Source organism: Mesorhizobium sp. M0410, assembly GCF_040321435.1.
Lineage (GTDB): Bacteria > Pseudomonadota > Alphaproteobacteria > Rhizobiales > Rhizobiaceae > Mesorhizobium.
On the sequence record NZ_JAMYRN010000002.1, the window covers coordinates 384,181 to 396,972 of the forward strand.

The window sequence follows — 12,792 nt, forward strand, 5'->3', positions numbered from 1 at the left end:
GGGTCTCGGTCCCCTATTCCAGAAGGACGATTGAATGAGCGATACGATTGAACAGGCGGCGAAAGCGGGCAACGATGCACGCCCGATAAAGCTTGCCTGCCGCAATGTCTGGAAGCTGTTTGGCGCGGACGCGGCCAATTTCATCCGCCGGCGCGACGGCAAGGCCAGCATGACGGACATCGCCGCGGCCGGACTGGTTGGGGCGGTGCGCGCCGTCGATCTCGAAATCCGCCAGGGCGGGATCTTCATCATCATGGGACTTTCGGGGTCAGGCAAGTCGACGCTGGTGCGCTGCATGTCGCGGCTGATCGAGCCGACCCACGGCAAGGTCGAGTTTGAAGGCAAGGACCTGCTCAAGATTTCCGATGCCGCGCTGATCGAGCTGCGACGCCATCGCATGGGTATGGTGTTCCAGAATTTTGCCTTGCTGCCGCATCTCAACGTACTGGAGAACATCGCCTTTCCCTTGGGCATCCAGGGGCAGGACCGGCCGACGCGCGAGAAGCGAGCCCGTGAAGTCATCGAGCTGGTTGGCTTGCGCGGCCGCGAGCATTTCTATCCGCGCGAGCTTTCCGGCGGACAGCAGCAGCGTGTCGGTATCGCCCGCAGCCTCGCCACGAAGCCGGAAATCTGGTTCCTGGACGAGCCGTTCTCGGCCCTCGATCCGCTGATCCGCCGTGAGATGCAGGACGAGTTGATGCGGCTGCAGACCATGCTGCACAAGACGATCGTCTTCATTACCCATGATTTCGACGAGGCCATCCGGCTGGCCGACCGGATCGCCATCATGAAGGACGGCGAGGTCATCCAGATCGGCACGCCGGAAGAGCTGGTGGTCAATCCGGCGACCGACTATGTCGCCGAATTCACCCGCGATGTCGATCGCGCCAAGGTGATATCGGCGCGCAGCCTGATGCGCGCCTGCGACGGCGCCGAGTACGGCGGCACGGTCGCGCCCGATGCCAAGATATCAAGTTTTTCGGCTGATATCGTCTCTGCCGGCAAGCCCTTCGCGGTGGTCAACGGCACCGGCAAGCCGATCGGCTTAGTCACACCGCAGGCGGTGATCGATCTTCTGGCCGGCATAGAACGTCGTGGGGCCGGCGCATGACCGTCACGGCAAGCGCCAGCGCAGCGAGGCCCCGGCCGGTTCAAACCTGGCTGGCGATCTGGGCCTGTGCGCTCGCCGCCGTGCTTGTCGTCTTCCTGCTGCAGGAAAGCCTGCCCTGGGCGGTCGATTACCCGGCCGGCGCGATCGTTCCTGTCGCAGACTGGGTCGGTGCACTGATGAACTGGGTGAAGTCGAATTTCTCCTGGCTGACCCGTTCGATCACCGCGGTGCTCGGCGTGCCGCTCGATTTCGCGCTCGCTCTTCTGGCCAAGAATTTCAAGATCGGCCATGGCGCCGATATGGTCGTGTTGCCGCGCCTGTCCTGGGTCGGCGTCTGCGCTGCCGCCTACCTTGCCGGACGCGCCGCCGGCGGCTGGAAGCTGGGTGCGCTGGCCGGCGGCTGTTTTCTCTACATCGCGCTGTTCGGGCAGTGGACCAGCGCCATGCTGACGCTGGGCTTAATCTCGATCGCTGTGCCGTTTTGCATTGTCACCGGGCTGTTCGCCGGCATCTGGGCATGGCGCAAGCCCTGGGCGGAGAGGCTGTTGATCTCCCCTGCCCTCGATCTGATGCAGACGATCCCGACCTTCGCCTATCTCATCCCGATGCTGCTTCTGTTCGGCAACAGCCCGGTCTCGGCAATGATCGCGACGGCAATTTTCGCGACGCCGCCAATGGTGCGGGCGACGATGCTCGGCCTGTCGCGGGTGCCGTCGGAGATCGACGATTTCAGCGAGATGGCCGGCTGCACGGCACGGCAGAAGCTGTGGCGGGTGCTGTTGCCGTCGGCGCGGCCGACATTGATGGTCGGCGTCAACCAGGTCATCATGCTGGCGCTCAATATGGTGATCATCGCTTCGATGATCGGCGCCGGTGGGCTCGGCTATGATGTGCTTTTGGCGTTGCGCGCGCTCAAGGTCGGCGAGGCGCTGGAAGCTGGCCTCGCCATCGTCGCACTGGCGATTGCACTCGACCGGCTGAGCCAGGCGATCGCGCACAATCACGCCAAGGGCAATGTCCGCCATCAGGCCGGCACCAGCTTCTGGCGGCGTTATCCCAACCTGACGCTGGCCGTCGCCATTCTCGCCGTCACCACGCTGCTCGGCCTGTTCGTGCCGGCCTTCGCCGCGGTGCCGAAAGCGATCACCTTCACCACCGCGCCTTTGTGGAAGGCGGCGGTGAACTGGATCACCATCAACTTCTTCGACACGATCGAAGCGTTCCGCGTGGCGCTTATCCTCAACGTGCTGAACCCGGTGCGCGCCTTCTGCGAGGGCTTTCCGTGGCTGGGCGCGGTTTGTCTCCTTGGCCTTGCCGGATACCAGCTCGGCGGCTTCCGCCTCGCCGCCCTGGTCGCGGCATTGACAGCGTTCTGCGCCGTCACCGGCCTTTGGGAAAAGACCATGGCGACGGTCTATTTGTGCGGCATCTCGGCCTTTATCGCTTGCCTCATCGGCATTCCGATCGGGCTGATGGCATCGCGCAGCGACCGCTTCGAAAAGACCGTCACGCCGGTCATCGACACACTGCAGGTGCTGCCGTCGTTCTGCTTCATCATTCCGGTGGTGATGCTGTTCAGGGTCGGCGACGTCACCGCGATGATCGCCACCGTCGCCTTCGCCGTGGTGCCGGCGATCCGCTACACCAATCACGGCATCCGGCAGGTGCCACCGGCGCTGATCGAGGCGGCGAAGGTTTCGGGCTGCACCAGGCGCCAGACCTTCTTTCGCGTGCAGCTGCCGCTGGCGCTTCCAGAGATCATGCTTGGCGTCAACCAGACGATCCTGATGGCACTGGCGATGATCATCATCTGCGCCATGGTCGGCACCCGCGATCTCGGCCAGGAGGTGTTCATCGCCCTGTCCAAGGCCGATTCCGGCCGCGGCATCGTCGCCGGCCTGGCCATTGCCTTCATCGGCATCGTCGCCGACCGGCTGTTCAACGCCTGGACGGCGAAGGCTCGCGCAAGGCTGGGATAGTCCGGAATAGGACGGCCTCAGGAAGCTGCCGCCAAGCGCGCCGTTAACGAGGCACCGATCCCTACGCCTAAAGATATAGCCATTCGGGATGATTGCTCGCTGTTACCTCACATCGTACGGCTGTCATCGGACGGGCAGGCTTAACAGGAGAGCGAACAATGGCTATACGCGTTCCCTTTACTCCCGGTGATCTAGTAGATCGTCAACGGGGCACCGATGACGTCCTCGCAGGCGATCTAAATACAAACACCTTAATCGGCGATGCTGGCGGCAGCCTGCTAGATTTCTCGAGGGGCGGCAACGACATCTTCACGGGATCGCCATCCTCCACCACCACTGCTTACGGAGATGCCGGCGAGGATAGCTCGGACCACAGCAAGGGCGGCGACGACAGTTTCACAGGCGCCTCGCTGGGCACCTACGTCTTCTACGGTGACGTCGGCGGCAACATGTTCGTTCATGCTCTGGGCGGAGACGACAGTTTTAGAGCCGAGGGCGACTCCTTCAACACTTTTTACGGCGATGCCGGCGGCGATATGTCGGACCACAGCAAGGGCGGCAACGATACGTTGAGCAGTGAAGTGGGTAGACGGGTAGACAACACGTTCTACGGTGACGCCGGCGGCAACATGTTCGGCTTTGCTCAAGGCGGCGACGACATTTTCGTGACCAGCACTCGACAAGGAGCCGATCACACCTTTTACGGTGACGCGGGCGGCGAGATGTCCGACCATGGCAAGGGCGGCAACGACACCTTCCAGGGCTCGATAGAAGCCAATAACATTTTCTACGGTGACGCGGGCAGCAACATGTCCGGCAATGCGCAAGGCGGCGACGACAATTTCACGAGCAGGACCGACTCCTTCAACACTTTCTACGGCGATGCCGGCGGCGATATGTCGGCCTACAGCAAGGGTGGCAACGATACCTTCACGGGTGGCTTCTTTTCCACCAACACTTTCTTCGGCGACGCCGGCGGCAACATGTCTGACCATGCTCAGGGCGGCGACGACCACTATACGGACCTGGGTGGGGAGATCGGGAGCAAAACTCTTTATGGCGATGCGGGCGGTGATCTTTCCGGTTTCGCCGCGGGCGGCAACGACACTTTCACGAGCGCGGGTGGCTCGGAGATAACTTTCTACGGGGACGCGGGCGGCAGTATGTTCGACCACGCGCTGGGGGGCGACGACGTGGCCGTGCTGCAAGGCACTCATAATTTGGGGTATGGCGATGCGGTCACGATGCTCGGCAGCGCTGTGGGCGGCAATGATACCCTGACTGGCGGGGACAAAAGCGCCTTTCCTGATGTTCTAAACGAGTTATACGGCGACGCGCGCTCTATGTCCGGTTCCGCCCAGGGGGGCAACGACATTCTTACCGGGGGCCACAACAGCGAAAGCGGCCAGGTCCGTAACTTCCTGTGCGGCGACGCTGTGCAAATGTCCGGTTCGGCCAAGGGCGGAAACGATACCCTGTACGCCGGGAGCGCGGCACCCGGCTGCACGGTCATCAATGACATGTGGGGCGACGGGCAACTGAGCGAGTTCGCTCAGGGCGGCAGAGACCAATTCATATTCAAGGACGATGGTTCCATGACGGTCGGAACCCAAAACACCATCTACGATTTCAGCCAGACCCAAGGCGACACTATCGTGTTTAGTGGCGTGGAGGGCGTGCAATCGTTCGATGATCTCACTATTGCGCAAACTGGAACCGACACCATCATTACCGCGGGAGTCGATCAAGTTACTCTCGCAAACTTTACGAACACGCTGACAACAAGTGACTTTTTGTTCGTCTGAGAGAATGAACACCTACCCTTTTCGAAGGAGCTGGAATGCGGTGAGAGTTCGTGCACGATAGTCGCGCGGCCGGTCGCCCAATTATGCTAGACCGGCCGATCGACAATCCAAGCCGCAGGTATGGATCACACGGCCAGGAATCTCTCGGTCAGTCGAGCCCAGAGCGCTGCGCCGACGGTCAGATTGCCGTCGTTGAAATCGTATTTCGGGCTGTGCAGGATGGCTGAATCCTCGCCGTTTCCGAGGCGCAGGAAGCAACCGGGTTTGTGTTCGAGGAAATAAGAAAAATCTTCGCTGCCGGGGATCAACGGGCAGACAGACACCTTGTCCTGACCGACGAGCTCGACAGCGACGTCTGTCGCGAAGGACGTCTCGCCCTCGGAATTGATCACCACCGGGTAGCCGCGCTCGTAATCGATCTCGACCGTTGCGCCATGCGCCTGCGCCACAAGTGCTGCGATATTGCGAATACGCTGCTCGAGCGTGTCGCGAATCTCGGCCGAGAAAGAGCGGACGCTCAGCGTGATTTCGGCGTGTTCCGGGATGACGTTGGAGGCCGTGCCGCCGTGAATCGTGCCGACGGTAACGACAGCCGTCTCGATGGGGTTGACGTTGCGCGACACCACCGTCTGCAGGGTCATGACGGTGTTGGCGGCAGCGACGATCGGGTCGACCGTCAGGTGCGGACGCGAGGCGTGGCCGCCACGCCCGGTTATCTTGATCGTGACGGTATCGCTCGCCGCCATCAGCGGCCCGGCGCGCATCAGGAACGAACCCGTCGGCGCGCCCGGATGGTTATGCAGCCCGAATATCGCATCGCAGGGAAAGCGCTCGAACAGGCCGTCGGCGATCATCGCCTGCGCCCCGCTTCCCTTGCCGGCTTCCTCGGCCGGCTGGAAGATGAGGTTCACGGTGCCGTTAAAATGCCGCGTGCGCGCCAGGTATTCGGCGGCGCCGAGCAGCATCGTGGTGTGGCCGTCATGGCCGCAGGCGTGCATCTTGCCGCTGGCCTGGCTGGCATAAGGGAGATTGGTCGCTTCGGTAATCGGCAAGGCGTCCATGTCGGCGCGGATGGCGATGCTGCGGCCGCTGCCCTGGCGCAAGCGGCCGACGACGCCGAGCCCGCCGACATTGCGCGTCACCTCGTAGCCCCAGCCTTCGAGCCGTTCGGCAACGTATGCAGCCGTTTCGTGCTCCTGGAATGAAAGCTCGGGATGCGCGTGCAGGTGCTGGCGAACCGCCGCAAGCTCGGCGGCCTTGTCGGCGAAGTCGGAAATGTCGGCGAACTGGTTGGAGGTCTTTGGCATCGAAGGTCCTTTGCCGAGCACGTAATCGTGCCGGCTTTGCTGTCAGATGAAACGGCTTAAAAAGGCCCGCGTGCGCGGGTGCCTGGGGTTAGCCAGAACCTCGTCCGGAGGCCCGGCCTCGATCACATTGCCGTCGTCCATGAACACCACCCGATCCGCGGCTTCGCGCGCGAAGCCGATCTCATGCGTGACCACGATCATGGTCAAGCCCTGCCTGGCGAGATCGCGCATGGTGGCGAGGACCTCGCCGACCAGTTCCGGATCGAGCGCCGACGTCGGCTCGTCGAAGAGCATCAATTTCGGGCGGATGGCGAGCGCGCGGGCGATGGCGACGCGCTGCTGCTGGCCGCCTGAAAGCTGGCGCGGATAGGCGTCGATCTTGTCGGCGAGACCGACACGGGTCAGCAGTTCGCGGGCGTAGCCGATCGCCTCCTTGCGGTTCTCCCGGTGGACGCCGACCGGAGCCTCGATGACGTTCTGCAGGGTCGTCATGTGTGGATAGAGATTGAACTGCTGGAACACCATGCCGATCTTGCGCCGCTGCGCGGCGATCGCCCGGTCGGAGAGTTTGTCGAGCCGGCCGTTGTGCAGCCGGTAGCCGATCTGCTCGCCGTCCACCTCAATCGACCCTTGATCGATCGCCTCCAGATGATTGATGCATCGCAGGAAGGTCGATTTGCCGGAGCCGGACGGTCCGAGAATGACCACCACCTCGCCAGGCGCGACGTCCAGGTCGATGCCCTTCAGCACCTCGAGCGGGCCGAACGCCTTGTGAACGTTGCGCGCCCTGACCAGGGGCGTGTCATGCGCGCTCATTGGCGGCCTCCAGTGTGGCGGTCGCCGTCTTCTCACGCGCGCCGCGGTCGCCGCGGCTGTAGTGGCGTTCGATCGCGCCTTGCGCGACATTGAGGACCGAGGTGATCAGTAGGTACCACAGCACTGCAACCATCAGCAGCGGAATGATTTCGAAGGTGCGGTTGTAGATCGACTGCACCGAGTAGAGCAGGTCGGCCATGGCGATGACGCTGACAAGCGACGTCGCCTTGATCATGCTGATTAGCTGATTGCCGGTCGGCGGCACGATCGACCGCATGGCTTGCGGGATGATGATTCGCCGCAAGGCCCGCGCGCGCGTCATGCCGAAGGCTTCAGCCGTTTCGGCCTGTCCCTTGTCCACCGACAGCAGCCCGCCACGAATGATCTCGGCCATGTAGGCGGCCTCGTTCAGCGCCAGACCAAGAACGGCGGCCGTCAAAGGCGTGATCAGGTCGTTGGTATTCCAGCTGGCGAAGCCGAGGGAAATGCGCGGAAACAGCGTCGAAAGGTTGTACCACAGGATCAATTGCACCAGCAGCGGCGTTCCGCGGAAGAACCAGATGAACAGGCCGGAGAGAAAGGATGCCAGCCTGTCGTTCGACATACGCGCGATGGCGAGCAGCAGGCCGAGCACGATGCCCAGGATCATCGCCACGACCGTCAGGCCGAGCGTTACGGAAAGCCCCTGCATGACCGTCGGATCGAAGAAATACTGGGCGACCACGGGCCAGCCGAAATTCGGGTTGACCGCGACGATATAGGCGAAGCCGGCGGCGACGGCGACGGTGAATGCCCAGAGCGCCAGCCGGACGAGCGGGAATGGCCGGTGGGCTCGTTTGACGTCGCGCAGCGCGTCGTCGGGACGTCGCGGCAGCCCGGCCGCGTAGGCAGCGGTCGCGTCGGTCATGGCAGCCTCTACTGGCCCTGGTTGATGCCGGGCGCGTCGATCATGTTCTTCTCGAGGCCCCACTTCTTCATCACCGCGGCGTAGGTGCCGTTCTTCATCAGGATCTTGAAGGCGTCGAGCAGCACGCCGCCCAGCGGCGAACCCTTCTTGACGACGGCGCCTTGGTAGATGTCCTTGAAGCCGTTGGCCTGGCCGACCCCGGCGAGTTCCAGCTGGCCCTTCGCCTGCTCGACGAAATAGGTCAGCGGCGCCTGCGAGGAGAAGAATGCGTCGGAGCGTTTCGACCGGACGGCCAGTATCGAGCTCGGCTGGTCGGTGAAGGATTGCACCTCGACGGCCGGCTTGCCCCCCTCGGTGCATTTCTGCGCCTGCTGCTTGATGACCTTTTCGGCCGAGCCACCCGACATGACGGCGATGCGCTTGCCGCACGCGGTGTCGAGCGAGGTGATGCCTTGCGGGTTGCCCTTCTCGACGGCGAAGACGACGTATTCGCGCACCCAATCGATGAAGTCGTTGGATTTCTGCCGGTCGGGATAGTCCCCGACAGGCCCCATCGCGAACTGATAACGGCCGGCATTGATGCCGCTCAGCAAAGCCGGCAGGCCGGCGACCGAGGCATGATCGATCTCGACACCGAGCAGCTGGCCGATGGCGTCGGAAATGTCCCTGGTCGCCCCCGACAGTTCGGTGCCGGTGACGATCTCATAGGGCGGGAACGAGCCGTTGTTGACGGCTGTGATCTTTCCCGCCGTGCGGATCTCTTCCGGCAGCCGGGCCTGCAAATCCTCGTTCACCGATTGCTTCTGGATATCCTGGGCAAAGCTGGCCTGCGCCAGCATGGTGACGAGCGAGGCGAATATGAAGCTGATTGTCCTCATGGCATTCTCCTTCGTGTTCTTCGTTGTGCGTTGTCAGGCTGCGGTGGCCCGCGATCTGGCCTCGAAAGGAAACAAGGCTTCGGCGGAAATCGGTTCCGCCAGAATGCCCTGGGCATGGAGCTCGGTGACGAAATCCTCGATCATGCGCCGGTTGGCCGGCAGGCCGCTGGCGTTCCAGGAGGCAGGCAGGTCGCGCCCCGCATGAAGCAGCTCCTCGAGGATCCAGGGCGAGGTATCGGCATATTTTCGGCGCTTTGCCGTCCAGACGCGCTGGCTTTCGTCGATCAGCCTGGCGAGTTCCTGCGGCAGCCAGGGGTGCTCCCTGACCAGGGCGGCCTTGACGGCGACCAGATGCATGCCCGGGATATAACCGACGTCGGCGAAATAGGCGCGTTCGGCCGCGCGAAAATCGCGCAGCACTTGCCGGAAGCCGGAAGCCGGGCCGAAAAAGCCGTCCGGCATGAAGGGCGTGAAAACGGCATCGAGCTCGCCTTGCGCCAGCAACTCCATCATCGGGCGCTCGCCCGGTGCTGCTTCGATGCGCCCCGGCCTGCCGAATCCGTCGAGGCGGTCGGCGATCGGGTGCCCCGATGTCAGCCTGCCGGCGAACCAATAGGCATCCTCGACGCCGACGCCTACCCGGCGAAGCGCCGCGCGCGTCCATGTGTTACCGGAATCGCGCCAGCCGGTCACGCCGATGCGTTTGCCGGCAAGGTCGGAAAGCCGTTCCAGCGGGCTGGTCTCGACCGTTATGATGCAGCGATGGCGAAAGCCGCGCATGATGAAGCACGGTAATCCAACCACGGTATCGACGCCCGAAGCCATGGCCGACACATAACGGCTGAATGAGACCTCCGCCGCATCGTAGTTCGGATCGGTACCGAGGTCCGGAATGAGCGTGGCGACGCGATCAACCTTCACCGACAAGCGGCTCGAAGTGACGTCACCCAGCACCAAAGGGGTGAGATAGTCCCAATCGCGGGTGGCTACAGTGATGGAAACGGGCATCGGCATGAACTTCAACGCTATGTTTGACCGGCGATTGGTAAATGTTTAATTTTGGCCGATCAAATGTTATTATGTTATTGAACATTAGCTTTAATGGTCGCGGGTGCCGATGGATTTCGATGCAGGATGGTTCGCTGATCGCCTTGGCGACCGCACGATGCGCGGCATCGCGCGCGAGACCAGTGCGCTGATCAGAAGCGGCGCGCTGCCTGTCGGCGCAAAGCTTCCGCCGGTGCGCGATCTGGCCTATTTGCTTGGCGTCAGCCCGGCGACGGTCTCGCAGGCGTGGAGCGAGTTGCGGCGCTACAAGATCATCGGCGGCCGCGGACGCAACGGCACCTGGATCATGGGCAACCGCTTTGCCGCCCGGCCCGAGCGCCACATGAGCGGCGGCAATTACGGACAGGATATTCTGAACCTGGCGATCGCGGAGCCCGATGTGAGGCTCTTGCCGCCGCTCGACATCGCGCTGGCGCATGGTGCGCGCGCCGAAAAGCTCAACAGCTACGAGCGGGTGCGCATCCTGCCCGAGCTGGAGGCCGCAGTGCGCCCGTCATGGCCGTACGATCCCGGCGCGTTCCTGGCCACCAATGGCGGTTACAACGCCATCTACACCTTGCTGCATGCGCTGGTCCCGCCGGGGGCGCCGGTGGCCATCGAGAACCCGACGGCGCTTCGCCTGCTCGACATTCTCGAGGATCTCGACGTGCCGATCATCCCCGTGGATTGCGACAGCGACGGTCCCTTGCCGGATGCACTTGCCAACGCTCTGCGGCAGCGGCCCGCCGCGTTCCTGTTCCAGCCGCGCGTCCATTCGGTTACCGGCGCCTGCATGTCGTCGGCGCGGCTGGAAGTCATCGGCGACCTGCTCGCCGGCACCGACGTGCTGATTGTCGAAGATGACGGCGTCGGCGATATTGCCTCGGCGTCGCGCATTTCGCTTGGCCGGCGTTTTCCCGATCGCGTCATCCATATCCTGTCCTATTCCAAGACCCATGGCCCGGATCTGCGGCTCGCCGTGCTGTCCGGATCGGCGACGATCGTCGAGCAGATCCAGTCCTACCGCAGCTTCAGCTCGGGATGGACCAGCCGCATCCTGCAGGCAGCCACCGCCTGGCTGCTGCAAGACCCGGCCACGGCCGCCCTGGTGGAGCAGGCGAAGGAGGTATACCGCGGCCGTCGCGAACGGCTCGCCGGCGAACTGGCCAAACGCAATGTCGATATCGACGCCGGACACGGTCTCAGCGTCCTCATTCCGGTTGCTTCGGAACCTTACGCGATGGTCACGCTGGCCGCCCACGGCATCGCGGCCCATGCCGGGGCGAAGTTTTCGACCGGAAAGACCAGCGCCGTGCGCGTCGCGACCAGCATCCTGAGCGAGGAGTACCTCGAGCACGCCGCAAATTCCCTGGCGCTGGCAGCCGATCCGGCGCGGGAGGTTGTCTGAGGCAAGTCATCGCCGTTCTGACTGCTACTCCGCCGCCACGCCCTTCACCTCGAGATAGCTCTCCATCGAATCGTCCATCGCCTGCAGCCACGGCGTATGGTGCAAAGGCGCCATCGTTCCGGTCATCAGCGAGCGATAGGCATGGTCGCGGAAGCCCATAATGTCTTCCGCCTTGTGGTGCTCCCACTCCATGAAGGTCCGATTGACGGCCTCGACGTCGAAGCCCGGATAGTCGGTCTGCTCCATCAGCTCCCTGGTGTAGTCGCCCTGGAACCAGATCATCTGCTCGGCGTCTTCCAGCGTCTCCTCGCGTGCCCGCCATTTCCGGCCGTGCTCCGCCATCGCTTCGGCCGAGGGCAGCTCGATACGGCCCATGATGACGTCGCGGGCGAACCAGGCCTGCGCGTCGAACATGTTGAAGGTGTAGAACTGGTCCTGCATGCCGATATAGGACAGCTTCGGGTTTTTCTCCCAGACGACGCCCTCGTAGAGCCCGTCCGGCCACATACGGTTGGCGGTCTTCAGCTTCAAATCCTCGGTGAGGAACGGGAAGGAATGGAGGTAGCCGGTGCACAGGATGATGGCGTCGACGTCTTTGGTGCTGCCATCCTTGAAATGCGCGGTCTTGCCGACGACCTTCTGCAGCAGCGGCACTTCCTTCCAGTTCTCCGGCCATTTGAAGCCCATCGGCTTCGAGCGGTAGCTCGAGGTTATCGATTTGGCGCCGTATTTGTAGCATTGCGAGCCGATGTCCTCGGCCGAATAGGAGCGGCCGATGATCAAGATATCCTTGCCCTTGAATTCCATCGCGTCGCGGAAATCGTGGCTGTGCAGGATGCGACCATTGAAGGTCGAGAAGCCCTCGAAATAGGGAACGTTGGGCACGGAGAAATGCCCCGAAGCGACGACGACATTGTCGAACTCTTCCGAATAGGTGACGTCGTTGGTGCGGTCATGCGCGGTGACGGTGAATTTTTTCGTCGTGTCGGAGAAGGTGACCATGCGCACCGGGCTGTTGAAGCGCACCCATTGACGCACACCCGATTTTTCGACGCGGCCCTTGATGTAGTCCCACAGCACGGCACGGGGCGGATAGGAGCCGATCGGCCGGCCGAAATGCTCCTCGAACGTGTAGTCGGCGAATTCGAGGCATTCCTTCGGCCCGTTCGACCAGAGGTAACGGTACATCGAGCCATGCACCGGGTCGCCGTGCTCGTCGAGGCCGGTGCGCCAGGTGTAATTCCACAGGCCGCCCCAGTCGGACTGCTTTTCGAAGCAGACGATCTCGGGAATATCGGCGCCCTTGTCGGCGGCCGACTTGAAGGCCCGGAGCTGGGCCATGCCGGACGGCCCGGCTCCGATGACGGCAACACGATCTTTCATGCGGGCCTCCCAATCTCATTTCTCTAACGAAACAAATTTCACTGACAGGACAGTAATTGCCCCTTCGATGCTGTCAACAGGGCTTGTCGCGAAACCGCGCTTCGCCGAGCTGGATTTCTAAACGACGTGGAAGCTCGGGCGAAATCCGGTC

10 protein-coding genes are annotated in these 12,792 nt (G+C 62.8%); 4 read left to right on the forward strand and 6 right to left on the reverse strand.

Features of this window, described 5'->3' with window-relative positions; genetic code table 11:
- Positions 1-34: 34 nt before the first annotated feature.
- From NKI63_RS03960 to NKI63_RS03970, 3 genes are all read left to right on the forward strand, one after another.
- Positions 35-1,111 carry a quaternary amine ABC transporter ATP-binding protein gene (locus NKI63_RS03960; RefSeq protein WP_352505287.1) on the forward strand — a complete coding sequence of 359 codons (1,077 nt, stop codon included), beginning with the start codon at positions 35-37 and terminating at the stop codon, positions 1,109-1,111.
- Positions 1,108-3,090 carry an ABC transporter permease gene (locus NKI63_RS03965; protein ID WP_352505288.1) on the forward strand — a complete coding sequence of 661 codons (1,983 nt, stop codon included), beginning with the start codon at positions 1,108-1,110 and terminating at the stop codon, positions 3,088-3,090. The genes NKI63_RS03960 and NKI63_RS03965 overlap by 4 nt, the downstream gene beginning before the upstream one ends.
- A 158-nt stretch (positions 3,091-3,248) precedes the next feature.
- Entirely contained in the window at positions 3,249-4,895 is a 1,647-nt protein-coding gene (locus NKI63_RS03970) for a hypothetical protein (protein WP_352820529.1), read from the forward strand.
- Between the two features lie 125 nt (positions 4,896-5,020).
- On the opposite strand, the gene NKI63_RS03975 is transcribed toward NKI63_RS03970, so the two are convergent.
- The 5 genes from NKI63_RS03975 to NKI63_RS03995 all read right to left on the reverse strand — a co-directional run bounded on the left by NKI63_RS03975 (position 5,021) and on the right by NKI63_RS03995 (position 9,811).
- A complete protein-coding gene (locus NKI63_RS03975; protein ID WP_352505291.1) occupies positions 5,021-6,202 on the reverse strand; it encodes a M20 aminoacylase family protein in 1,182 nt (393 codons plus the stop codon).
- A 42-nt stretch (positions 6,203-6,244) separates the two neighbouring features.
- Positions 6,245-7,018, reverse strand: a complete 774-nt coding sequence (locus NKI63_RS03980) for an amino acid ABC transporter ATP-binding protein (protein WP_352505292.1) — start codon at positions 7,016-7,018, stop codon at positions 6,245-6,247.
- Positions 7,005-7,925, reverse strand: coding sequence for an amino acid ABC transporter permease (locus tag NKI63_RS03985; protein ID WP_352505293.1), 921 nt, complete (start codon positions 7,923-7,925; stop codon positions 7,005-7,007). The genes NKI63_RS03980 and NKI63_RS03985 overlap by 14 nt, the downstream gene beginning before the upstream one ends.
- Positions 7,926-7,933: 8 nt before the next feature.
- A complete protein-coding gene (locus NKI63_RS03990) occupies positions 7,934-8,764 on the reverse strand; it encodes an ABC transporter substrate-binding protein (RefSeq protein ID WP_502900459.1) in 831 nt (276 codons plus the stop codon).
- Positions 8,765-8,836: 72 nt separating this feature from the next.
- Positions 8,837-9,811 carry a substrate-binding domain-containing protein gene (locus tag NKI63_RS03995; protein WP_352505295.1) on the reverse strand — a complete coding sequence of 325 codons (975 nt, stop codon included), beginning with the start codon at positions 9,809-9,811 and terminating at the stop codon, positions 8,837-8,839.
- Between the two features lie 109 nt (positions 9,812-9,920).
- On the opposite strand from NKI63_RS03995, the gene NKI63_RS04000 reads away from it, so the two are divergent.
- Positions 9,921-11,258, forward strand: a complete 1,338-nt coding sequence (locus tag NKI63_RS04000; protein ID WP_352820532.1) for an aminotransferase class I/II-fold pyridoxal phosphate-dependent enzyme — start codon at positions 9,921-9,923, stop codon at positions 11,256-11,258.
- Between the two features lie 24 nt (positions 11,259-11,282).
- Here the strand turns inward: NKI63_RS04000 and NKI63_RS04005 are convergent, their stop codons facing one another.
- A complete protein-coding gene (locus NKI63_RS04005) occupies positions 11,283-12,641 on the reverse strand; it encodes a trimethylamine monooxygenase (RefSeq protein ID WP_352505297.1) in 1,359 nt (452 codons plus the stop codon).
- Between the last annotated feature and the right edge of the window lie 151 nt (positions 12,642-12,792).

Bases quoted from the DNA above. Each gene is read 5' to 3' on its own strand.
- NKI63_RS04005 (WP_352505297.1), bottom strand. From the start codon at position 12,641: ATGAAAGATCGTGTTGCCGTCATCGGAGCCGGGCCGTCCGGCATGGCC.
- NKI63_RS03980 (WP_352505292.1), bottom strand. From the start codon at position 7,018: ATGAGCGCGCATGACACGCCCCTGGTCAGGGCGCGCAACGTTCACAAG.
- NKI63_RS03970 (WP_352820529.1), top strand. From the start codon at position 3,249: ATGGCTATACGCGTTCCCTTTACTCCCGGTGATCTAGTAGATCGTCAA.
- NKI63_RS03975 (WP_352505291.1), bottom strand. From the start codon at position 6,202: ATGCCAAAGACCTCCAACCAGTTCGCCGACATTTCCGACTTCGCCGAC.
- NKI63_RS03960 (WP_352505287.1), top strand. From the start codon at position 35: ATGAGCGATACGATTGAACAGGCGGCGAAAGCGGGCAACGATGCACGC.
- NKI63_RS03995 (WP_352505295.1), bottom strand. From the start codon at position 9,811: ATGCCCGTTTCCATCACTGTAGCCACCCGCGATTGGGACTATCTCACC.
- NKI63_RS04000 (WP_352820532.1), top strand. From the start codon at position 9,921: ATGGATTTCGATGCAGGATGGTTCGCTGATCGCCTTGGCGACCGCACG.
- NKI63_RS03990 (WP_502900459.1), bottom strand. From the start codon at position 8,764: ATGCTGGCGCAGGCCAGCTTTGCCCAGGATATCCAGAAGCAATCGGTG.
- NKI63_RS03965 (WP_352505288.1), top strand. From the start codon at position 1,108: ATGACCGTCACGGCAAGCGCCAGCGCAGCGAGGCCCCGGCCGGTTCAA.
- NKI63_RS03985 (WP_352505293.1), bottom strand. From the start codon at position 7,925: ATGACCGACGCGACCGCTGCCTACGCGGCCGGGCTGCCGCGACGTCCC.